This is a genomic window from Pseudomonas sp. Irchel s3h9, assembly GCF_900187475.1.
Classification (GTDB): domain Bacteria; phylum Pseudomonadota; class Gammaproteobacteria; order Pseudomonadales; family Pseudomonadaceae; genus Aquipseudomonas; species Aquipseudomonas neuropathica.
In genome coordinates this window covers 229,702-251,753 of sequence record NZ_FYDH01000004.1, presented here as the reverse complement: position 1 = coordinate 251,753, position 22,052 = coordinate 229,702, and the positions used below count along the sequence as shown (strand labels likewise).

17 protein-coding genes are annotated in these 22,052 nt (G+C 59.8%); 8 read left to right on the top strand and 9 right to left on the bottom strand.

Annotated elements, in window-relative coordinates; translation table 11 throughout:
- Positions 1-183: 183 nt before the first annotated feature.
- Positions 184-1,065, bottom strand: coding sequence for a LysR substrate-binding domain-containing protein (locus CKW26_RS08595; RefSeq protein WP_095048255.1), 882 nt, complete (start codon positions 1,063-1,065; stop codon positions 184-186).
- Positions 1,066-1,289: 224 nt separating this feature from the next.
- On the opposite strand from CKW26_RS08595, the gene CKW26_RS08590 reads away from it, so the two are divergent.
- The 6 genes from CKW26_RS08590 to CKW26_RS08565 all read left to right on the top strand — a co-directional run bounded on the left by CKW26_RS08590 (position 1,290) and on the right by CKW26_RS08565 (position 8,705).
- The gene (locus CKW26_RS08590; RefSeq protein ID WP_095048254.1) at positions 1,290-2,927 is read left to right on the top strand and encodes a 5-guanidino-2-oxopentanoate decarboxylase; all 1,638 of its coding nucleotides are present in this window, start codon (positions 1,290-1,292) and stop codon (positions 2,925-2,927) included.
- Positions 2,927-4,375, top strand: coding sequence for an aldehyde dehydrogenase family protein (locus CKW26_RS08585; protein ID WP_177409239.1), 1,449 nt, complete (start codon positions 2,927-2,929; stop codon positions 4,373-4,375). Before CKW26_RS08590 ends, CKW26_RS08585 begins: the two co-directional genes overlap by 1 nt.
- A gap of 217 nt (positions 4,376-4,592) precedes the next feature.
- Positions 4,593-5,696, top strand: coding sequence for an ABC transporter substrate-binding protein (locus CKW26_RS08580; RefSeq protein ID WP_095048253.1), 1,104 nt, complete (start codon positions 4,593-4,595; stop codon positions 5,694-5,696).
- Positions 5,697-5,882: 186 nt separating this feature from the next.
- Positions 5,883-6,791, top strand: a complete 909-nt coding sequence (locus tag CKW26_RS08575) for an ABC transporter permease (RefSeq protein ID WP_095048252.1) — start codon at positions 5,883-5,885, stop codon at positions 6,789-6,791.
- Positions 6,788-7,636 (top strand): ABC transporter permease, encoded by an 849-nt coding sequence (locus CKW26_RS08570; RefSeq protein ID WP_095048251.1) that lies wholly within the window; start codon positions 6,788-6,790, stop codon positions 7,634-7,636. The genes CKW26_RS08575 and CKW26_RS08570 overlap by 4 nt, the downstream gene beginning before the upstream one ends.
- Positions 7,637-7,649: 13 nt before the next feature.
- Positions 7,650-8,705 carry an ABC transporter ATP-binding protein gene (locus CKW26_RS08565; RefSeq protein ID WP_095048250.1) on the top strand — a complete coding sequence of 352 codons (1,056 nt, stop codon included), beginning with the start codon at positions 7,650-7,652 and terminating at the stop codon, positions 8,703-8,705.
- A gap of 355 nt (positions 8,706-9,060) precedes the next feature.
- Here the strand turns inward: CKW26_RS08565 and CKW26_RS08560 are convergent, their stop codons facing one another.
- Positions 9,061-9,990, bottom strand: a complete 930-nt coding sequence (locus CKW26_RS08560; RefSeq protein WP_095048249.1) for an AraC family transcriptional regulator — start codon at positions 9,988-9,990, stop codon at positions 9,061-9,063.
- 338 nt (positions 9,991-10,328) lie between these two features.
- On the opposite strand from CKW26_RS08560, the gene CKW26_RS08555 reads away from it, so the two are divergent.
- Together CKW26_RS08555 and CKW26_RS08550 are read left to right on the top strand one after the other, a co-directional pair.
- Complete coding sequence (locus CKW26_RS08555) at positions 10,329-10,682, top strand: antibiotic biosynthesis monooxygenase family protein (RefSeq protein WP_095048248.1); 354 nt, start codon at positions 10,329-10,331, stop codon at positions 10,680-10,682.
- A 43-nt stretch (positions 10,683-10,725) separates the two neighbouring features.
- Positions 10,726-10,968, top strand: coding sequence for a hypothetical protein (locus CKW26_RS08550; protein ID WP_095048247.1), 243 nt, complete (start codon positions 10,726-10,728; stop codon positions 10,966-10,968).
- Between the two features lie 4 nt (positions 10,969-10,972).
- Here CKW26_RS08550 and CKW26_RS08545 read toward each other — a convergent pair whose 3' ends face one another.
- The 7 genes from CKW26_RS08545 to CKW26_RS30495 form a co-directional block, all read right to left on the bottom strand.
- Positions 10,973-11,602: a flavin reductase family protein gene (locus CKW26_RS08545; RefSeq protein WP_095048246.1), complete on the bottom strand. Its 630-nt coding sequence runs from the start codon at positions 11,600-11,602 to the stop codon at positions 10,973-10,975.
- A gap of 257 nt (positions 11,603-11,859) precedes the next feature.
- Positions 11,860-12,135: a hypothetical protein gene (locus tag CKW26_RS08540; protein ID WP_038366788.1), complete on the bottom strand. Its 276-nt coding sequence runs from the start codon at positions 12,133-12,135 to the stop codon at positions 11,860-11,862.
- A 379-nt stretch (positions 12,136-12,514) separates the two neighbouring features.
- On the bottom strand, positions 12,515-13,834 hold the full coding sequence (locus CKW26_RS08535; RefSeq protein WP_007912608.1) for an MFS transporter: 1,320 nt from the start codon (positions 13,832-13,834) through the stop codon (positions 12,515-12,517).
- Between the two features lie 400 nt (positions 13,835-14,234).
- The gene (locus tag CKW26_RS08530; protein WP_095048245.1) at positions 14,235-15,563 is read right to left on the bottom strand and encodes a sigma-54 dependent transcriptional regulator; all 1,329 of its coding nucleotides are present in this window, start codon (positions 15,561-15,563) and stop codon (positions 14,235-14,237) included.
- A complete protein-coding gene (locus CKW26_RS08525) occupies positions 15,563-17,323 on the bottom strand; it encodes an ATP-binding protein (RefSeq protein ID WP_095048244.1) in 1,761 nt (586 codons plus the stop codon). Before CKW26_RS08525 ends, CKW26_RS08530 begins: the two co-directional genes overlap by 1 nt.
- Before the next feature lie 76 nt (positions 17,324-17,399).
- Positions 17,400-20,138: an RHS repeat-associated core domain-containing protein gene (locus CKW26_RS08520; protein WP_095048243.1), complete on the bottom strand. Its 2,739-nt coding sequence runs from the start codon at positions 20,136-20,138 to the stop codon at positions 17,400-17,402.
- Complete coding sequence (locus tag CKW26_RS30495; protein WP_371917959.1) at positions 20,135-21,910, bottom strand: RHS repeat-associated core domain-containing protein; 1,776 nt, start codon at positions 21,908-21,910, stop codon at positions 20,135-20,137. The genes CKW26_RS08520 and CKW26_RS30495 overlap by 4 nt, the downstream gene beginning before the upstream one ends.
- Between the last annotated feature and the right edge of the window lie 142 nt (positions 21,911-22,052).

Sequence of the window (22,052 nt, the reverse complement as noted above, 5' to 3'; positions counted from 1 at the left end):
ATCAGTCCCCTCTCCCGGAGGGAGAGAGAGGGAGCCGACCGAGGTGTCTGGCGTTGTATATCGACCTGAGTGATCGAGTCGATTATGGATTCAACGCAGTAATTTCACGTCGGCGTATTTCTAGAGCATCCCCCAATCAGTCCCCTCTCCCTCTGGGAGAGGGTTAGGGTGAGGGAAAAAGCCTCACCGCAAATGCGCCTGCTCTACCAGCCAGATCATCAGTTCCTCCAACTGCGGCGAAGGCTCGGTTCCCGCAGGCACCACCACGTAATACGCCAACCCCGTCCTCACCTTCAACGCAAACGGCATCACCAGCCGTCCGGCACGCAAGTCGTCGCCGATCAACGACCAGTCGCCAATCGCCACCCCCGTCCCATGCGACGCCATCGACATCGCCTGATCCAGCGTTTCGAAATGCTGGCCCATGTTCACATTGTTCAATTGCAACTCGGCTGCCGTCAGCCACACCGTCCAGTCCTGGATATCGCGGGTCGGATGCAACAACAGATGCTGTTGCAGATCGGCCGGGTCGGACAGTTCCGGTGGGCCTTTCAAAAGTGCCGGTGAGCAAACCGGGGTCAGTTGTTCATCGAACAGATGCAGCGCGGTCGAGGAGTTGTCCGGCGGCGTTCCGTAGATCACCGCCGCGTCGAACTGCTCGCGCTGAAAATCCACGCCATGGGCCAACGTCGTGGTCAGTTTGACCGGCACATCCGGGCGTTCCTTTTGCCATTGCAGCAGGCGCGGCACCAGCCAGCGCATCACACAACTTGGCGCCTTGAGTTGCAGGGTTTCGCGCTTGAGACCGATCTGCTCGGTGGCCTCAGTGATCAGACCGAAGACCTTCTCCACCCGTGGCAACCACTCCCGGCCTTCGGCCGTCAACTCCAGGCCACGGGCCAGACGAATGAAAAGTTCATACCCCAGATGATCTTCCAGCCCGGCGATCTGCCGGCTCACCGCGCCCTGGGTGATATGCAACTGCTCGGCGGCCCGGGTGAAGTTGCAGCACTGCGCTGTGATCAGAAACGTATGCAGGGCGGGCAGGGGAGGCAGTCGTTTCATGGGGATCCAAGGTATGACGTGAGGACATGGCTAGTATGACTTTTAATCGATTGTTGCCGCTACCTGCCGACCGTTCAATGAGCCCATGTTCAGGTCATGTGGGAGCGAGCCTGCTCGCGAAGGCTGTTTCACATTCAGCATTGATGTTGGCTGATCCAGCGCTTTCGCGAGCAGGCTCGCTCCCACAAGGGATCTGTGTTTTTAGCTGACAAAAGGGCAATGACATGGCGACGTGTGGCGAAGTACTGGTCAAGTTACTCGAAGGTTATGGGGTCGAGCAGGTGTTCGGCATTCCCGGCGTGCACACCGTGGAGCTGTATCGCGGGCTGGCCCGTTCGAGCATCAACCACGTCACCCCACGACATGAACAGGGCGCCGGTTTCATGGCCGACGGTTATGCGCGCACCAGCGGCAAACCGGGTGTGTGCTTCATCATTACCGGCCCGGGCATGACCAACATCACCACCGCCATGGGCCAGGCTTACGCCGACTCGATCCCGATGCTGGTGATCTCCAGCGTACAGAGCCGCAACCAGTTGGGCGGCGGGCGCGGCAAGCTGCACGAGTTGCCGAACCAGAGCGCACTGGTCGCTGGCGTCGCAGCGTTCTCTCACACCCTGATGTCGGCGTCGGAATTGCCCGGCGTGCTCGCTCGCGCATTCGCCTTGTTCCAGGCCGGGCGTCCGCGTCCGGTGCACATCGAAATTCCGCTGGACGTGTTGGTGGAAGAGGCCGATGAGCTGCTCGCCAGTATTCCGGTCAACATCGACCGCGCCGGTGCCGCGCCCGCTGCCGTAAGCCGTATGAGCGCGTTGCTGGCCGGCGCCCAACGTCCGTTGATTCTCGCCGGTGGCGGTGCGATCGATGCCGCAGCAGAGCTTACCGAACTGGCTGAACTGCTCGACGCACCTGTAGCGCTGACGATCAACGCCAAAGGTCTGTTGCCGTCGACGCATCCGCTGCTGATCGGCTCGACACAAAGCCTGGTCGCCACCCGCGAATTGGTCGCCGATGCCGATGTGGTACTGGCGATCGGCACCGAACTGGCCGAAACCGATTACGACGTGACCTTCGCCGGTGGTTTCGAGATTCCCGGCAAGCTGCTGCGCATCGACATCGACGCCGATCAGACCGTGCGTAACTATCCGCCACACGTCGCCCTGGTTGCCGATTCGCGCAATGCCGCGCAGGCATTGCTCAGCGCCTTGTCGCACAAAACGCTGGCCGAGCGCCGCAACGATTGGGGCCAGGTACGCGCGGCGCGTCTGCGTGATGATCTGGCCGCGACCTGGGATGCACCGACGCTGGCGCAAACCCGTTTCCTCGAAACCGTACTGCACGAATTGCCCGACGCGGTGTTCGTCGGCGACTCCACGCAACCGGTGTACACCGGCAACCTGACCTTCAATCCGGAGCGTCCGCGTCGCTGGTTCAACTCGTCGACCGGCTACGGCACCCTCGGCTATGCGTTGCCGGCAGCGATTGGCGCATGGCTCGGTGGGCAACCCGATAAAGGTGCACGGCCACCGGTGGTGTGCCTGATCGGCGACGGCGGTCTGCAGTTCACCCTGCCGGAACTGGCCAGCGCCGTCGAAGCGCGCACCCCGGTGATCGTCCTGCTGTGGAATAACCAGGGCTACGAAGAGATCAAGAAATACATGGTCAACCGCGCCATCGAACCGGTCGGCGTCGACATCTACACCCCGGACTTCATTGGCGTGGCCAAGGCCCTCGGCTGCGCCGCCGAAGCGATCAACTCAGTGGAACAACTGCGCAGTGCACTGCGTGCCGCGACCGATCGCCAAGGCCCGAGCGTAATCGAAATCGACCAGAACCAGTGGATGCAGGCGGTGGCCAAGTGATCAATTTTCCAACCACACTCGACGGCCTCTACATCAACGGCCAATGGTCGGCCGGCCGCGAACATCTGCGCGTGATCAACCCGGCCACTGAGGCGTTGCTGACCACGGTCAATGGTGGTGACGAGCACGCGGTGAGCCAGGCCGTGAGCGCTGCGACTGAAGCATTCAAGGACTGGTCGCAAACCAGCGGTGCCGAGCGCGGCGCGATTCTGCGCAACATCGCCAATGGCGTGCGCAACGGTCGCGATCACTTGATGAAACTGCAATCGAGCAACAACGGCAAACCGCAGTTCGAAGCGGCCATCGACGTCGACGATGTGATCGCCACCTTCGAGTACTACGCCGAACTCGCTGAAGGCCTCGACGCCAGACAGGACAGCAACGTGCCGCTGCCCAGCGATGATTTCAGCGCACGCTTGCGGCGCGAGCCGTGCGGCGTGGTCGGGCTGATCGTGCCGTGGAATTTCCCCATGGTCACCACCGCGTGGAAACTTGCGCCGGCCCTCGCCGCCGGGTGCTGCGTGGTGCTGAAACCGTCGGAAGTCACGCCGCTGCCAGAGCTGGAGCTGGCGGCGATCATCGCCGAAGCCGGCCTGCCCAACGGCGTGTTCAACGTCGTTTGCGGTACTGGCCTGGCGGTCGGTGCACCACTGTCGGCGGATCCGCGCATCGCCAAGATTTCCTTCACCGGTAGTAACGCCGTCGGTGTCCAGGTGATGCAGCGCGCCGCCGAAACGGTGAAGGGCGTGAGTCTGGAACTGGGCGGCAAATCTTCGCTGCTGGTGCTCGAAGATGCGGATCTGCAACTAGCGGTCGAGTTGGCTTGCGGTGGCGGTTTCTTCAATGCCGGGCAGATGTGCTCGGCCACCAGCCGTGTGTTGGTTGCCGATCAATTGGCGGATGAATTCCTTGAACGTTTGCACAAGCGTGCGCAGGCGATTCGCGTGGCGGATCCGTTCGACCCGGACGTGGAGATGGGCGCACTGGTCAATCAGGCGCAATACCAGCGCGTGCTTGGTCACATCGACCGGGGTCTGAGCGCTGGCGCGAAGCTAGTGTGCGGCGGCAATCGTCCGGCAGATCTGCCGCGCGGATATTTTTTGCAGCCAACCGTGTTCACCGACGTGCCCCTCGACAGTGCGCTGTGGTGCGAAGAGATTTTCGGTCCGGTGCTGTGTGTGCGCCGTTTCAGCAGCGAAGCCGAGGCAATTGCCCTGGCCAACGACAGCCAATTCGGCCTGGTCGCCAGTGTGGTGACGCGTAACGCCGAGACCGCCGAGCGGGTCGCCAACGCCCTGCAGGCGGGGCTGGTGTGGCTCAACGCGCCGCAAGTGATCTTCCCGCAAACCGCGTGGGGCGGTTACAAGCAGAGCAGCATCGGCCGCGAATTGGGACCGTGGGGCCTGGCCGCGTTTCAGGAAATCAAACACGTGATCCGGGCGCTCTGAACGCCCGAAAAAGGTGAGCGCATGCCTCGCAACGAGGCATGCGTCGACGTCATGGCTTCAATGAGTTTTTTTCGATAGTCAGGTGTTTTGCACGACCTCAGGATGAACCCGTCGGCAGCGCTGCAGGCCTTTGAAAACAAGGCCTGCAGCGGATCCGGCCGCGCGGATGCAACGGTTGCGACCAACCTCATACTTAAAAGAACAAAGGGAGTCCGTCATGGGCGAGCACGATCTGAACAGGCGTCAATTCATTAAAACCGTCGGCGTCGCCTCGGTGGCTGCGGCCGCCCTGAGCATGCCCTTCATCCGGGCGAGCGCCAGCGACACGCGGTTCGCCGGCAAGACCCTGCGTTTGCTGACCTGGTCGGATGACACCGGCCTCGCGGCACTGCGCAATATCGCCGCCACGTTCGAAGCCAAGACTGGCGCCAAGGTCATCGCCGACCGCACCGGCAGCACTTCGGAAATGGTCGCCAAACTCAAGGCCGGCGGTGATCGTCCGCAGTACGACATCATCACGTTGGCCGGCGTCGGTGCCGAAGGTCTGGCGGCCGCCGGGCTGCTGGAAAAACCCGACCTCAACCGTATTCCCAACCTGATCGACGTCCCGGAAAAATACCGCACTGGCGCCAATGGCCACGGCATCGGTTACCTGTTGTGGTGCAACAGTCTGGTCTACAGCACTCGCACCCAGAAAGAGGCGCCGAGCAGTTATGCCGCGTTGTGGGATGCCGATCTGGCGCCGAATATTTTCCTGCCTCCGCCGAACTGGACCGAGGCGATGGACCTGATCATCATCGCCGCGAAACTGGCCGGCGGTGACGAACACAACATCGAACCGGGCTTCAAGAAACTCGCCGAACTCAAGGATCGCGTGGTGACGTTGGGCGAAAACCCGAACCAGATTGCCGAGCTGTTCCGCACCGGTTCGCTGGACATGGGCGGCCTCTATGCCCCGGCATTTTTTCCCAAGCAGATCCGCGATCCGAACTACGGCCTCGGCGCTACGTTCGGCATGAAGGAAGGTTTCTACACCGACCTGATGCTTTCGGTGATGCCGAAGAATCGGCCGGGAGATACCGATCTGGCTTACGCGTTTATCGACCACTCCCTCGACCCGCTGGTGCAGGGCAAGATGGCCGAAGACATCTTCAACGGCCCGGTCAACGCCAAGGCGATCATCTCCGCCGAAGCGCGCAAGAGCCCGTTCATTCTGACGCCGGAGCAGATTGCCGAGAAGGCGATCATGCACGACAACGCCTTCCTGGCCACCGTGCATGACCAATGGATTCGTCGCTATACGGAAATTTTTTCTTCCTGAGCCGAACACAAACCTTCAGAACACCGCAAACCCTTGTGGGAGCTGGCTTGCCAGCGATGACGGCCTTCCTGTCGACAATGATGTCACTGACAGATTGCTATCGCTGGCAAGCCAGCTCCCACAGGTTTCTCAGTGAATATGAAGGTTGTGTTTGTCAGTTGTTCTTCCATTGACGAGATCATTGCTATGGAACATCAATCCCTGACCCAACCGGTTGGCGCCGGCGATGTGCGTCCGGCGCGCGGTATTTCTCCGACAGCGCGGGCGTGGCTTTTCCTCACGCCGTCGATGCTGTTTCTCGGCGTGCTGATCGCCGCCAGCCTGTTGGTGCTACGCATGAGCGTCGGCACCAAAGGCGCGGAATGGAGCGGTTTCAGCCTGGCCAGTTATGCCCAGTTGCTCGAACCCTATTACCTGAAATCCTTGCTGCTGACCTTGCGTCTGGCGCTGATCAGCGCGGTGATTGCCGTGGTGCTGGCGATCCCGGTGGCGTACACCATGTCGCGGCTGACCTCGCCGTTTCTGCGGCGGATTTTCCTCGCAGCGGTGCTGTTGCCACTGCTGGTCAATCTGCTGCTGCAAAGCTACGGCTGGCTGGTGATTCTCGGTCCCGGCGGCATGCTCAATCAGGCGCTGATGGGCCTCGGCCTGATCAAGCGGCCGATCATGTTGCTGTACAACCAGAACGGCGTTCTGATGGGCCTGGTGCAAACAGCGTTTCCACTCGCGGTGTTGCCGATTGCCAGCGCCATGCGCGGCGTCGCGCGAAGCTATGAAGAAGCAGCCGCAACCCTCGGTGCCAGCCGTTTTCAAGTGTTCCGCCAAGTGGTTCTGCCGATGAGTTTGCCGGGGATCATCACCGGTGCAACGTTGGTGTTCGCCTACAACGCCAGCAGCTTCGTGGTGCCGTTGCTGCTCGGTGGCCGTCGCGTGCCGATGCTGGCGGTGATGGTGCATGACCAGATCGCGCCGCTGATGAACTGGCCCGCCGCGTCGGCAGCCGGGGTGGTGCTGATTGTCGCCACGCTGGCGATCATGACTCTCTCTGAATACATCACTGGCCGTCGTCGGCGTCTGCTGGAGGCTTCGCAATGAGTGCCCTGACCAAGAAGCGCATGGTGCTGTTGCCCGGCGAAACCGGCAAGTTCGCCGGCATCCTCTCCGGCTTCATTCTGCTGCTGGCGGTGTTGCCGATCCTGACCATGATCGTCATGTCGTTCAGCGGTGCGTCGAACCTCGACTTCCCACCGAGCAGCTACAGCCTGCAATGGTACAAAGCGGCCTGGCACACCTTTGTTTCGCCGGACGCCAGCGACGTGCTCAGCCTCGGTCAGGCCATGGCCACCAGCCTGTTGGTGTCGTGCCTGACGATGGTTTTTGCCACGCTGATCGCGGTGCCTGCCGCGTATGCGCTGACCCGCTGCGAATTCCGTGGCAAGGCCGTGGCGCTGCAACTGATGTCGCTGCCGCTGGTGTTCCCGATGGTGGTGTTAGGCCTGGCCTTGCTGCTGGTGTTCGACAGCCTGCCGTTCCACCTGACCACTTCGCGGCTGGTGATTGCCCACGTGATTCTGGCGCTGCCGTTTGTGGTGAAGAACTGCACCGCAGCGATGCTTTCCATCGGCAGCGAGGTCGAGGAAGCGGCGCGGATGCTTGGCGCTTCGCCGTTGCGCGCAATTGTCGATGTGGTGGTGCCGTTGATGAAATCGGGGATTCTGGCCGGCATGCTGCTGGCGTTCATCGTCTCGTTCAACGAATTCACCGTGACCTATTTCCTCTACACCATCGACGTCATGACCGTGCCGATCTGGATGTACAGCCGCACCGTGTCATCGCTCGACCCTACCGTGTTCTCGTTTGCCGTGCTGATCGTGCTGATCGACTTCGTCCTGATCTGGGCGCTGGAGAAGCTGGTGGGCGAGGGCGGCGTTTCCTTTTGATTTGAGGTGCAACATGACTGGTCTGATTCTGGAAAACGTCGAGAAATTCTACGGCTCGGCGTGCGCGGTACAAGACGTCAACCTGCATTTGCCGGAAGGCAAACTGGTGTGTTTCCTCGGCCCGTCCGGCTGCGGCAAAACCACCTTGCTGCGGATGATCGCCGGGCTGGAAACCTTGAGTGGTGGCGAGATTCGTCTGGACGGCGAAGACATCGGCCAGACCCCGGCGCACCTGCGCAACTTCGGCATGGTGTTCCAGTCGCTGGCGCTGTTCCCGCACATGACCGTTGGCGAGAACATCGCCTACCCGCTGAAGTTGCGCGGCGTCAGCAAGGCTGATCAACACAAGCGCGTGGTCGAGTTGCTGGAGCTGATCCAGTTGCAGGCGATGATCGATCGCCCGGTGGCGAAACTTTCCGGCGGCCAGCGGCAGCGCGTGGCGATTGCCCGGGCGATTGCTTCGCACCCGAAAATCCTCCTGCTCGATGAGCCGCTATCGGCGCTCGACGCCAAGCTGCGCGAGTCGATGCAGGTGGAAATCCGCCAACTGCAGCAGCGCCTGAACATCACCACGATCATGGTCACCCACGATCAGCGCGAAGCGATGACCATGGCCGATATCGTCGTCGTGCTGGGCGAACACAAGGTGCAGCAGGTCGGTACGCCGATCGAAATCTATCGGCATCCGGCCAATGAGTTTGTCGCGGACTTCATCGGCTCGGGCAATATTTTCCCGGCCACGGCGCTGGGCGATGGCAAGGTCAGCCTGCCGGGTGGTGACGCGCTGCAAGTGCCGATCTGCAGCAGCATTGTCGTCGGGCAGAAGGTGAAGATGCTGATTCGCCCCGAAGACCTGCAACTGTCCGCACCGCAAGCGACGGCGGGGAATCGATTGCTCGGCAAGGTGACGTTTGTGCGTGATATCGGCGCGACCATCGAGACGACGGTGGAGTGTTCCGGGGTGACGTTTACGGCGCTGAGTACGCCGTGTCAGGGGATCGGGTTGGGGATTGGGCATCCGGTGTCGGTGACGTTGCCGGCGGACGCTTGTCGGGTGTTGGGGGCTTAGATTGGGGGCTGACTCCAAATCGCCCCTCACCCCAGCCCTCCCGAAACGTCGGACCGCCCGGAGGGAGAGGGGGCCGACCGAGGTGTCTGGCGCTATCCATCGACCTGAGATATCGAGTCGGTTATGGATTCGGCAAAGTACTTTCAGGTCAGCGTACTTCTTCAATATCCCCCATTCAGTCCCCTTTCCTGGGGTAGAGGGAGCCGACCGAGGTGTCAGGCGTTATCCATCGACCTGAAAAATCCAGTTGATTGTGGATTCGGTAAAGCACTTTCAGGTCGGTGAACCTCTCCAATATTCCCCATTCAGTCCCCTCTCCCTCTGGGAGAGGGTTAGGGTGAGGGGCTCTTGAAGTTCACACCGAAAGTCTCAATCGCGCCAAATCCCTTAACGGCGGTGCACCAAACAAGCGGCTGTACTCACGGCTGAACTGTGACGGACTTTCATACCCGACGCGATACCCCGCCGCCGACGCTTCCAGCCCCTCGGCCAGCATCAGGCGCCGCGCCTCTTGCAGGCGCAACTGCTTCTGATACTGCAACGGACTCATCGCCGTCATCGCCTTGAAACGGTGATGCAAGGTCGAGACGCTGAGGTTCACTTCTTTGGCCAGGTCATCAATGCGCAGCGGCTGTTCGAAGTTGCCGTTCAACCATTTGATCGCCTGACTGATGCGATGGCTCTGGCTGTTGGCGATCGCGATTTCATACAAACGATGGCCCTGCGGGCTGCGCAACAGGCGATAAAGAATCTCCCGGCGAATCAGCGGCGCGAGCATGGCGATGTCTTTCGGTGCATCGAGCAATCGGGCCAGACGCAGCACGGCATCGAGCATCGAACTGTCGATCTGCTCGACATACAAACCCCGCCCGGTCGGCCGCGTCGGCACGCCCATCGGGCCGGCGTCGGCGATTAGCGCGGTGATTTCGGTCGGGTCGATATCCAGGCGCACGGCGAGGATCGGTTCTTCCGGCGAGACATTCACCACGCGCCCGCTTAACGGCATCGAAACCGACACCACCAGATAATTCAGCGGATCGTAATTAAAGAACTCGTCGGCCAGCCGCACTTCCTTACGTCCCTGCGCCATGATGCACAGCGCCGGTTGCGCGAGCACCGGGGCAAAGTCGTGGGATCGGGTGTGGCGCGACATGAACAGCGAGCCGATGGCGGTCTCGTAGCTGCCATCGTCGGTGGTGTTGCGGCGGATGATCGCCGCCAGTTCCGCGCGCTGTTTTTCCATGTCAGCGCTGGGTTCGGCTTGAAAACGATCGAATGACGTCATGCACGGCATCCTCGGCAGGGGAGGTGGAATGGAGCAGAGCATATGTTTGTGCAAGCGCCAGCGGTAGACACATCCTGCGAAATGCTTGCCTGATTCTGCATGGGATTGTGGGCGGGCTCAGCCATAGCAGGATGTAGGGCGGCAAAGTTGCTTGATACGCCGTATGACAACCGTGTGACGCAGTTTTACAGGTTGTTACAGGTCTTCTGCGCAGTCTCGCAGGATTGTGCAACGCAGCGACAGGAATCGACTAACGGCGGCTGGCGTGCGGCCCTTAACCTTTGATCCTGTCGCAGCCCGTCCCCCGGCTGCCACGCGACTCCCTGGGAGGGTTGAACATGTCCAAGCAGATTCCCGTCAGTCATATGGCCTTCGTTCGAGCGCGCGCCGGGCGTTCGGCGGAACTCGGTGTACGCCTGAGCGCGTTGATCGAGCCGTCCCGCGCCGCCCCCGGTTGCCTGAGCTTTGCCTTGCAGCATTCGCAGTGTGATCCCGAGTTGTGGCTGGTCTGCGGGTTCTGGAGCAGCCAGCAAATGATGACCAACTATTTCAACAGCCCGTCGATGGAAATCTTCGCCGAGCTTGTGCAGGAACTGGTGGTCAACAGCCTCGACTTCCACACGTTCAAGGACGTATCGGCGGCGCAAGCCCTCGGTCAATGCCCGGCGCCGGTACACAAACTCGTCGGTTGAGGGTTTAATGTCCGGCTTGTTTGTCTGAGCCGGGATATGTGACATGGCACGTAAAGAGTTCGAACACTTCGAAGCAGTTTCCGCAGTCGTCCCCGTCGAGTTGGGCGGCAACAAGGGCTATCACGCGGCAATCGCGGTCAAGGCCCTGGTCGATGGCGGTGCACCACGCTTTCACAAACTGTTGAATGACCAGATCTTCCCCGGCGCCATTGCCGCTGATGAAGCGGCCATCAATGAGCTGGATAACCTCAAAGGCGTCACTGAAGACGCCGAGTTGATCTGGTAACGCGTTACTTGTTTGCGCCCGGACGCCACATCTTGAACAGGGCCTCAGGCCCCAACTGGAAATAATCCGCCGGTCCGCCGCCGCGCAGAATCGGTTCTGCTGCGGCGGTGTCGTAAATGCCGTCCTTCAACAGCCACTTGGCGATATGCACGGCGACCACTTCGCCGAGGATCAGCCAGCTCGGCACGGTTTCGCCATCGGCGCGCTGCAACTGAATGATCTGCGTGACCTTGCATTCAAAGGACACCGGACTTTCGGCGACCCGTGGTACTGAAATCACCTTTGACGCCACTGTCGTCAAACCCGCCAATTCAAACTCGTTGACCTCAGGCGCGACCATCGCGCAGCTCTGATTCATCTGCTCGGCCAGCGGGCGGTTGGCGAGGTTCCAGACGAACTCGCCGGTCTGCTCGATGTTGTTCAGGCTGTCTTTGCGCCCGACGCTGGAAAAACCAATGATCGGCGGAATGTAGTTGAAGGCATTGAAGAAGCTGTACGGCGCCAGGTTCAAGCGGCCGTTGGCATCCTGCGAGGAAATCCAGCCGATGGGGCGTGGGCCGACGATGGCGTTGAACGGATCGTGGGGCAGACCGTGGCCGTTGGCGGGTTCGTAGAAGTGGATGTCATCGGGCATGGTGGGTGAATTCCTGAGGCTGCGTTTCGGATGCAGCCATAGTGCAAGGACGCCCCGCATATTTCCAGCCAGACGCAAAACCCCGTGTAGGAGCTGCCGAAGGCTGCGATCTTTTGATTTTGCTTTTAAAGATCAAGATCAAAAGATCGCAGCCTTCGGCAGCTCCTACAGTGGATTTGTGTGTATTTGAGAAAATTGTCATCCCCCAGAAATGACTAAGCCCGGCCAAGGCCGGGCTGTGGGACGAACGCTGAAAATTAGCTGATGGCAGCCGCGGTGCCGGTTTTATCGAAACCGTCAGCCGCGACGGTTTTACCCAGGTTGGTCTTGTCGAAACCATCAGCAGCCACAGCTTTGCCAAGGCTGGTTTTATCAAAACCATCAGCGGCATAAGTACCGGTGTGGCTGGTTTCGATGGCGGCGCTGGCGCCGTTGATGAAGTCGGCGGATTTGGTGCGATCCGAGCCATCGGCAGCAAAGGTATTAGCGGCCAGTACGGACAGGGTCAGGGCGAGGATCAGTTTGGTTTTCATGTCGGTTACTCCAGATTCGTTGGCGGTGTGTCTTGCATGGGTTTAATGCTACGCCAAATAAGTTGATTAAAAAGCGCAAATTAATGCTAAGAACAATCGATTAACTTGATGTTAAGGGCGGCACGTTGAATTCGCTTTCGTCGTCGGAGCGAGCGTCGCGCAGGTCATCGATCAGGTGATTGCAGAATGAGGGGGCAGCATTAATTAGCGATTAATCGCTGTGCGGCGTGTGTGAGGGATTTTTCATGCAGGTCTGGATAACGCTGTGACCCAATTGCGAGCAGGCTCGCTCCCACAGGGAAATGCATTCCAGATGTGGGAGCGAGCCTGCTCGCGAAGAGTCCATCACAGCCACCATTGCAGTGGCTGTGAAACCCGATCAGTCAGTCACGATCCGCGAATGCTTCTGGGTGTCCTTCATGGTGATGTACACCAGCAACGACACCGCGATGCATGCCGTCACATACCAGTAGTAACCGGTTTCCATGCCGATGCTCTTGAACCACAGCGCGATGTATTCAGCGGTGCCGCCGAAGATCGACACGGTCAGTGCATACGGCAGGCCAACGCCCAGGGCGCGGATCTCGGTCGGGAACAGTTCGGCTTTCACCACCGCGTTGATCGAGGTGTAGCCGCTGACGATGATCAGCGCTGCCATGATCAGGAAGAACGCGCCCCACCAGGTCTGAATGGTGTGCAGGGTCATCAGGATTGGCACGGTGAAGATCGTCCCCAGCACGCCGAAGGCGATCAGGATCGGACGACGACCGATCTTGTCCGAGAGGCCGCCGATGATCGGTTGCAGGCACATGAACAGGAACAGCGTGGCGGCAGAGATGGTGGTCGAGTCGGAGATGCTCATGCCGACGGTGTTCACCAGGTATTTCTGCATGTAGGTGGTGTAGGTGTAGAACGCCAGGGTGCCGCCCATGGTCAGGCCGACCACGGTCAACAGTTCTTTGGGGTGGCGCATCAAGGTGCGCATGGCGCTTTCCTTGGACTTCTCTTTTTTGGTGAACGACTCGGTTTCTTCCATGCCGCGACGCAGGTACAGCGCCACGACCGCACACAGCGCGCCGATGGCGAACGGAATACGCCAGCCCCACGCGTACAGTTGTTCAGTGGTCAGCACGTTCTGCAGCACGATCAGGACGCCCAGCGCGATGAGCTGGCCGGAGATCAGGGTCACGTACTGGAAGCTGGAGAAGAAGCCGCGACGTTCCTTGGTCGCCATCTCCGAGAGATAGGTTGCCGAGGTGCCGTATTCGCCACCGACCGAGAGGCCCTGCAGCAGACGGGCGAACACCAGCAGGATCGGCGCGCCGATGCCGATGGTTTCGTAGTTCGGGCTGAGGGCGATCAGCAGCGAGCCGAAGCACATCAGGTAAACCGAGGCCATCAAGGCTTTTTTACGGCCGACCTTGTCGGCGTACATCCCCATCAGCCAGCCGCCAATCGGACGCATCAGAAAGCCGACGGCGAAAATCGCGGCGGTGTTCATCAGTTGGGCGGTGGTGGAACCGGCGGGGAAGAAGGTTTTCGCGAAATACAGGGAGAAGGCGGCATACACATACCAGTCGTACCACTCGACCATGTTGCCGACGGAACCGCTGAAGATCGATTTGATCCGGCTGGCGGTGGTTCTTTCTTTGGCCGGCACGGCAGCCGACCCAAGTGGCAGGGCGTTGGAGTTATCCATTGAAGGATCCTTCGTTTAATTGTTTTTGTGGAGCGCGTCGAAACGCAGCCTGCGAGGGCTATAGCAGGAGGTGTGCCAACGGGGGGAGGGCCGGTTTAGAGGGCGTGGCGGGATTGGGTGAGCGGATTTGTGCCGATGGAATTGATCTTGTGAGCGGATTTCCGCTTATTGGGGCTGAGATCAAAAGCCCCTCACCCTAACCCTCTCCCGGGGGGAGAGGGGACTGATCGAGGTGCTTTTGATAGTTACGCCGACCTGAGATACCGAGTCGAACTCAGGTTTCGAAAAGCATGAAGATCGGCTCCCTTTCCCCCTCGCCCCCTTGGGGGCGGTCCGACGTTTCGGGAGGGCTGGGGTGAGGGGGATGGTTTTCAGCCGCAGCAAAAATCCCGACCCAGCCTCACTCAGCCAAAAACATCTCCCGACTCAACCCATGCCGCTGCAGCTTTTCATTGAACGTGCGGCGCGGCAGTTGCAACTCTTCAAGTACCGCTTTCACATCGCCCTTGTGCCGGGTCAGCGCCGCACGCAAACACTGCGCCTCAAACGCCTCCTGCTGCGCCGCCAGCGATTGCCCCGGATCAATCCCCGGTGCCGGTTCATCCAGGCCCAACACCTGACGTTCGGCAACGTTCGCTAGTTCGCGTACGTTGCCCGGCCAGTCGTGGCTGAGCAGATGACTCAACTGCGCGCCACTCAAGGGCGGAAACGTACGCCCCAGGCGCTCAGCGGCATTGTGGGCGAAGGTTTCGAACAGCAGCGGAATGTCTTCGCGGCGATCGCGCAAGGGCGGCAAACGCAGTTCGGCGACGTTCAGGCGATACGCCAGATCCTCGCGAAATCGCCCGGCCCGAGCTTCATCGAGCAGATCCGGTTTGGTCGCCGCGACAATCCGCAGGTCAACGCGAATGCTCTGGTTCGAGCCCAGCCGTTCAAGCTTCTGCTCCTGCAACACGCGCAACAGTTTCACCTGCTGTGCCAGCGGCATGCTTTCGATTTCATCGAGAAACAAGGTGCCGCCATCGGCGTATTCCAGCTTGCCGATGCGCTTGCCCGAGGCGCCGGTAAATGCACCGCTCTCGTGACCGAACAACTCCGCCTCGAACAACTGCTCAGGAATCGCCGCGCAGTTCAGCGCCACAAACGGCTTGGTAGCGCGCGGGCCGAAATCATGCAGGCAGCGCGCGACCAGTTCCTTGCCGCTGCCGGTTTCGCCACGGATCAACACATTGACCGGCAACGCCGCCAGGTCCAGCACTTGCCGACGCAACGTCTGCAAACCACGGGACACACCGAGCAACGTCGCATCGAGTTTCGCGCGGTTGTCGGCCTGCTCGTGCAGCGCACGGTTTTCCAGAATCAGCCGGCGTTTGTCCAGCGCCCGGCGCAAGCTGCCGAGCAGGGTTTCCGGGCTGAACGGTTTTTCCAGAAAGTCGTAAGCACCGTCGCGCATCGCCTCGACGGCCATCGGTACATCGCCATGACCGGTGAGCAGAATTACCGGCAGGTCAGCGTCGCGTTTCTGCACTTCGGCCAACAACGCCAGGCCGCCCATGCCGGGCATGCGCACGTCGCTGAGGATGACCCCGGCAAAGTGCGCGGGCAGGGCGGCGAGGCATTCTTCGGCGCGGCTGAACAACTGCACCTCGAAGCCGGACAGGCTCAGCCACTGCTCGACGGCGCTGCGAATGCTGCTTTCGTCATCGACCACCATCACTGAATTGAGCATCAGATGTGTGCCTCCAGATCGATCGGCAAAGTCAGGCTGAACACCGCGCCGCTGTCGCCATTTTCAGCACTCAGACGGCCGCCGGATTCATGCACGATGGCGAAGGATACCGCCAGGCCGAGACCCAAACCGTCGCCCACCGGTTTGGTGGTGAAGAACGGATCGAAGACCTGGCCCAAATGGTCTTCGGCGATGCCGCCGCCATTGTCGCTGACGCTCAGGCGCCACAGTTGTTCATCGGCTTCCAGACGGATTTCGAGACGCTTGCACGCTTTGCCCTGCATCGCATCGAGGGCGTTGCGCAGGAGGTTGATCAGCACCTGTTCGAGACGAATCGCATCACCGCGCACCCATGCCGGACGCGTCAGGTGCAACACCAGACTGACCTGCTCGTCACGCAACCGTGCATCGAGTAACTGCAAAGACTGATCGACCACCGTCGCCAGATCCAGGCGCTCACGCAAGCCGCTGGGGCTTTTGCGCGCGAAGGTCTTGAGGTGGCCGGTGAGGGCAGCCATGCGCGTGAGCATCTCGTCTACCGGTTTCAAGGCTTTATAAGCATCGTCGACCCGGCCATGCTCGAGCAGCAGGCGCAGCGTCGCCAGTTGCATGCGCTGAGCGGTCAGCGGCTGATTGATTTCATGGGCCAGCGCGGCGGACATCTGGCCGAGCGCGGCGAGTTTGGCCGATTGCACCAGGCCGTCCTGCGCGGTGCGCAAATCGCGGGTGCGTTCTTCCACCAACTGTTCAAGTTCTTCGCGGTTGCGCTGGCGGATTTTCGACAGGCGCCAGCGCTGGTTGAGAAACAGCAACAGAAACACCAGCGCCAGCCACACCCCGGCGGCGGCCAGCCCGGCGTTGCGCAGGTCTTCGAACGCCACTTGCGGATGGCGCAGCAGGTGCAGGGTCCAGCCTTCGGCGCTCAGGGGCAGCGATTCCCATAGATAATCCGCCGTGCCTTGCGGGCCTTCGACGCGGCGCAGGTCGCTGTTGTCATCGAAGCGGCGCAGCGACAAATGAGTCAAGGGCTGCAGCGATTGCTTGTCGTACTGCCGGGTGGCTTTGATCTCATCGATGTCGCGGGCGCTCAATGGCCGCAGCGCGCGATAGCGCCAGCCGGGCTGGTTGGCGATGAAGATGATCCCGCGCGCATCGCTGACCAGCAGTGTGTCATTGCCCTGACTCCATTCGCGTTCCAGCTCGGGGAATTCCAGCTTGACCACCATTGCGCCAAGGAACTCGTCGTTGTCGCCGAGCACCGCGCTGGAGAGGAAATAGCCGGGAATTCCGCTGGTCACGCCCACCGCGTAAAAACGCCCGGTGCCTTGGGTGCGGGTCTGGCTGAAGTAGGGGCGGAAACCGTAATTGTGGCCGACGTAACTGCTCGGCAAGCGCCAGTTGCTCGCTGCCACGGCGAGGCCCGTGTGATCAAGCAGTTCAAGGGTCGAGGATTGCGCCGCGCCGTTGATCTTTTCCAGCTTGAGATTCAGCGCCGCCTGCTCGTCGGCATCGACCGGCCCGGCCAGCGCCGAACGCAATTGCGGGTCCAGCGCCAGCACGGCGGGCAGGGCGCGGTAGCGGTCGATCAGGGTATGCAGGGAGTTGGCGTACAACGCCAGTTGCTGGTTGGCACGGGCGGCATCCTCCTCCAGCGCCTGACGTTCGGCGTGGCGGATCGCAAGCGTAGCGGCAAGCGCCGCGCCGGCAATGATCAGCAGGGTATACAACGACAGACGCAGGGTACGGGAAGTCGGCAGCATGCTGGGCGCAGGAATAAGGACGGGCAGGCACCTTACCATGAGCACTGTTCAGGCCAGGAGTCGCGTCGTCACCTTTTCATACGGCAGTAAAAGTCGACGAATTGGAATGAAGCACGGTCCTCAGGTTTCGAAGCCTTTTTATTCGCTGTCCTGTGTCGCGTTCAATGCGTTCAATGCGCTTAGAGGGGTCAGTACGACTCAGGGTCTTGACCGTTTCGATTAAATGTTCCGAGCGATACTGCAGCATATTAATCGTGTCGGTAATGTCGGCATCCAGTGCAGTCACCTCATCCTCGGTAAGATCATTTGCGCTGGTTGCTATTTCATTCAAGAGATCGAGGGTGTCCGGAATCACCTTGATAGTCGGCCCGACGTAGGGGATCTTGCCAGCGCCTGCCAGCGCCAATTCCTTGCCAGCCGCGATGCCGCCTTGTTTGATCTCTTGCCGTCCTTCGGGTTTGAGCGGGTTGTAATCGGCGATAGCTTTAAAGTTAACCACGGGCCCTTGTTCGGCCTGTGTTTGCTTTAACAGCCTGGTTCCTTTCAATCGATCCGGTTGCAAGCTGATGGAGGTGTTCAAACCGGTTTTTCTGCCGATCGCTTTCGTCGTTTTACTCACGGTTTTTCCGACTAGGAAACCAAGAACCCCGCCAATCAGCATTCCCAGAGGGCCGCCAGGGATTCCCAGTGCTACCCCGGCTGCGCTCATGCCTATGCCAACCGCGTTGGATGTGCCCTTTTCCGCAAGAAAAAAACCTGTACGTTTCGCGGTTGATACCCTGCTGTTGGGCTCAGAGCGATGATTGAGTATTTGAGTGGTGACATCCCTGACAGCCAGATCGACGGCTGAAAGCAGCTCGTTATGGAAGGCCAGTTTCTTCTGCATACGCTCTGTGGGAGTGTTTCCGGTAATAAATGCCCGAACGCCTGCGCTTGACGGTTGAGCTTCTTCTGTTTTGTTGCCTGTCGTGTCGAAGTAAGTCATGGGATTGTTGCGCACAAACCCATATAGGTTCAGCCCATCCACATCCCCTGCCGGGTCGGCACTGACCCAGCGTTGCAACCACGGCGCGTAATAGCGGGCGCCGTAGTAGTACAACCCGCTGACATCCATCTCCTTGCCCGAATAGCGGATGAAGCGGTACCTGGTTTCCGAATTCGGTGCCATCCACGCGGTTTCGCCAAAGGGGTAATAGCCTTCCTGGCTGATCATGACGGCGTCTTGATCCAGTTCCATCACGCTGGAGCCGAGATGATCTTCAAGGTTGTAACGCAATTGATCGCTGTCGATATCTTTGGGGTTGTTCTTTGCCCAATGCAGGCAGCGGGCGTTACTGAGGGTGATGACGTGCAGTTCTTCACCGTTGTCGCGGGTGCGGATTTCAAGCCCGGGCAGGTAGCGCACCTGGTGGAAATGTTCGGCGTTGGCAGCGAAGGTTTCGTGGCGTTTGAACACGCGAATGCCCTGGCTGTAAAGGTAATGCTCGGCGTCATTGCGATCGTTTTCACGCTGGATCAGCGTCACGCTCTCCACCTCATCGCGGGCATTCCAGATCAGCGGCTTGCCGGGGTGCATCGCTTTCTGGTTACCGTGACTGTCGAACAGATCGCCAAACACCGGTTCCGGGTCGCCGGTTTTCCAACGCACCCCGCGATTGCTCTTCAGATCGATGAACATTTGCCGGGTCGAGTTGTTGCCGGCGCGTACGTGACACAGTTCGATCAGGTTGCCACCGTTGTCGTACTGGTAGGTCTGGGTGTAGTTGAGGCGATTGTTCGGGTCGCCCGGTTGCGGCAGGCCGGGAATGTCCGGCGGCGGGGCGTCGTCGTAGCCGGTGGCGCTGGTCAACCGATAGAGCGAGTCGTAGGTGAAGTCGCGGTGGCCATCGATCAACTGATTGGCGAAGTAACGTGGTTGAAAGGCGTGGTCTTCGATGCGGGTGATATTGCCGACGGGATCGTAGAAATATTCGAGGTTCTGCAGCACTGCGCCGGTGTCTTTGCGACTGGACTGAGTGTGCAGACGACTGTCTGCAGGGTCGTACGTCCACGTACTGAGGACGCGATTGCCGGCCAGTTGTTCAATGATCTGCTCGTTGGCGTTGTACTGTGCGTCCAGCAATACCGGTTGCCAGTCAGACGTATCCTTGATCAGCAGTTCCGTTTGCTTGAGTTGCCCGGCCAGGCCGTAGCGCGAGCGTCGCCGATGGCCACCGGCGTCGGTCTGCTCGAGCAGCGCGCCGAGCGAGCTGAACACATGGTGAGTGGTGAACGGCTCACCGTCGTGGAACGTGCGGGTTTCCCGCAGCGGCTGGCCGGTCAGGGAAAAGCTGTTCGTGAGCAGCGAACCGGAACGGTCTTTCTGTTCCAGCAACTGGCCGCGACGGTTGTATCCGGCTTCGGCCGAGGCATCGGCGTAAATGAAAACATCGACATCGGGTTGGCCATTTTCCTCGACCGCGACCACCCGCAGTTGCTCATCGAAGATCGTCTGCCACTGGCTACCGCGCTGATCCCAGCGCCGCAACGGCTCACCCGCCAGCCCCGGCAGGATCAGGCGCCAGCCGGCGTCGACGCTGTCGGTCAATACCCCATCACCGTTTAGTGAGTAGACGTTAATGAGGTTCGCAGTGGGCAGACGCGGATCCCGCTGCGCCACCATACGGCCGACCACATCGTATTGCTGAAGCGACACGAGTGCTTTTGGTGTGTCGTCTGCCAGAGTGCGCAAGTAACTGACCTGACGGATCGGCGAGCCCCGGCCATCGATCACCGCCACCGTTGGAGTGCGCCTATGAACAGGGTCGTATTTCATGCGAATTTGTGTTTGGTGAAGGGCTGAACAAATGTCTGAAATTTCGACGCTGGTTTCGCTTGTTTGCGCAAAAATCTGTTGTCTGTCAGCAAATCTTCTTTGTGCCACTTCAGGGTGGTCTGGCTGCTTTCGATATATCCCAGGATTGCACTGGTCTGCTCTCGCAAGGTATCGAGCCGAATGGTCTTGGCAGCCATTAAGCGGCTCTTGTCAGGTAGCACGTCAGCCGAATTGATCGTGTTTTGTCCTACGCGTCTGAAGGCTTTCTCAATATCGGCCATTCGCGAAGTGAGGACTTGTTTCCAGTCGGCGAGCATCGTTTCGATTTTTTCAATCTTGACCGGATCCAGACCCTGTTTAATGTCCTCCACCTCCTGCACCCGCGAACCGATATTAAGTGTCGCCCCCACGCCTGGAACAAATGTTCCGACGCCGCGGTTCAGTAAGGTGTTGGCGGCATCGGCCGGCGTGAAACTCGATGAACGCTCTGTGATGCCGACCTTTTGATCAATGGCTGCGACGCTCATTGCCGAAGTTTGTGGAATCAATGGGACTGTCATATTTGCAAAGGACGTGTATTTGCTGGCGATCTCCTCGCCGATATCGCCGCTGATGTGCATGGCAATCATCTCCGACAAGAAGCCGACGGCGGCGGGCATAGCAGCGGTAAGTGTTGAGCCTGCGAACCCGCCGCCGAAATAACCAGCGAAGAAGCCGGCAGTGCCTATCAGTGACTCTGCAACAATATTCGCCAGCAGTTCAGTCCCGTACTGTCCGCTTGATACTTTCAGCATTTGGTCCAGCGTTGTGGCTGAGTAATCACCGAGAGTGGTCACGAAGTTTGAGAAATTTACGATATCGAATTTCTCTTGGCTGTTGCCTTGCACATCCACATAAGTTAACGGGTTGTTCAACACCATCGCATACAGATTCAACCCATCCACATCTCCGGCCGGATCGGCACTGACCCAACGCTGCAACCACGGCGCGTAATAGCGTGCGCCGTAGTAATACATGCCACTGACGTCCATCTCTTTGCCCGAATAACGGATGAATTTATAGCTGACCCCGGTCTCTGGAGGTGGGGTCATCCACGCCGTGGCGCCAAACGGGTAATAGCCTTCCTCGCTGATCAGTTGTGCTTGCTGATCCAGTTCCATCGCACAGGAACCGAGGTGATCTTCGAGGCTGTAACGCAATTGATCGCCGTCGATGTCTTTGGGATTGTTCTTTGCCCAATGCAGGCAGCGGGCGTTGCCGAGCGTGATGACGTGCAGTTCTTCACTGTTGTCGCGGGTGCGGATTTCAAGCCCCGGCAGATAGCGCACCTGGTGGAAATGCTCGGCGTTGGCAGCGAAGGTTTCGTGGCGTTTGAACACGCGCATACCCTGGCTGTAACGGTAGTACTCGGCATCATTGGAACCGCCATCGCGCTGGACCAGGATCACGCTTTCCAGCTCATCGCGGGTATTCCAGAGCAGCGGTTGGCCCGGTTGCACGGTCAGTTGATTGCCGTGGCGATCGAACAAAGTGTCGAAATCCGGCGGCTCGTCGCCGGTTTTCCAGCGCACCCCGCGATTGCTTTTCAGATCGATGAACATTTGCCGGGTCGAGTTGTTGCCGGTGCGTACGTGACACAGTTCGATCAGATTGCCACCGTTGTCGTACTGGTAGGTCTGGGTGTAGTTGAGGCGATTGTTCGGGTCGCCCGGTTGCGGCAGGCCGGGAATGTCCGGCGGCGGGGCGTCGTCGTAGCCGGTGGCGCTGGTCAACCGATAGAGCGAGTCGTAGGTGAAGTCGCGGTGGCCATCGATCAACTGATTGGCGAAGTAACGTGGTTGAAAGGCGTGGTCTTCGATGCGGGTGATATTGCCGACGGGATCGTAGAAATATTCGAGGTTCTGCAGCACTGCT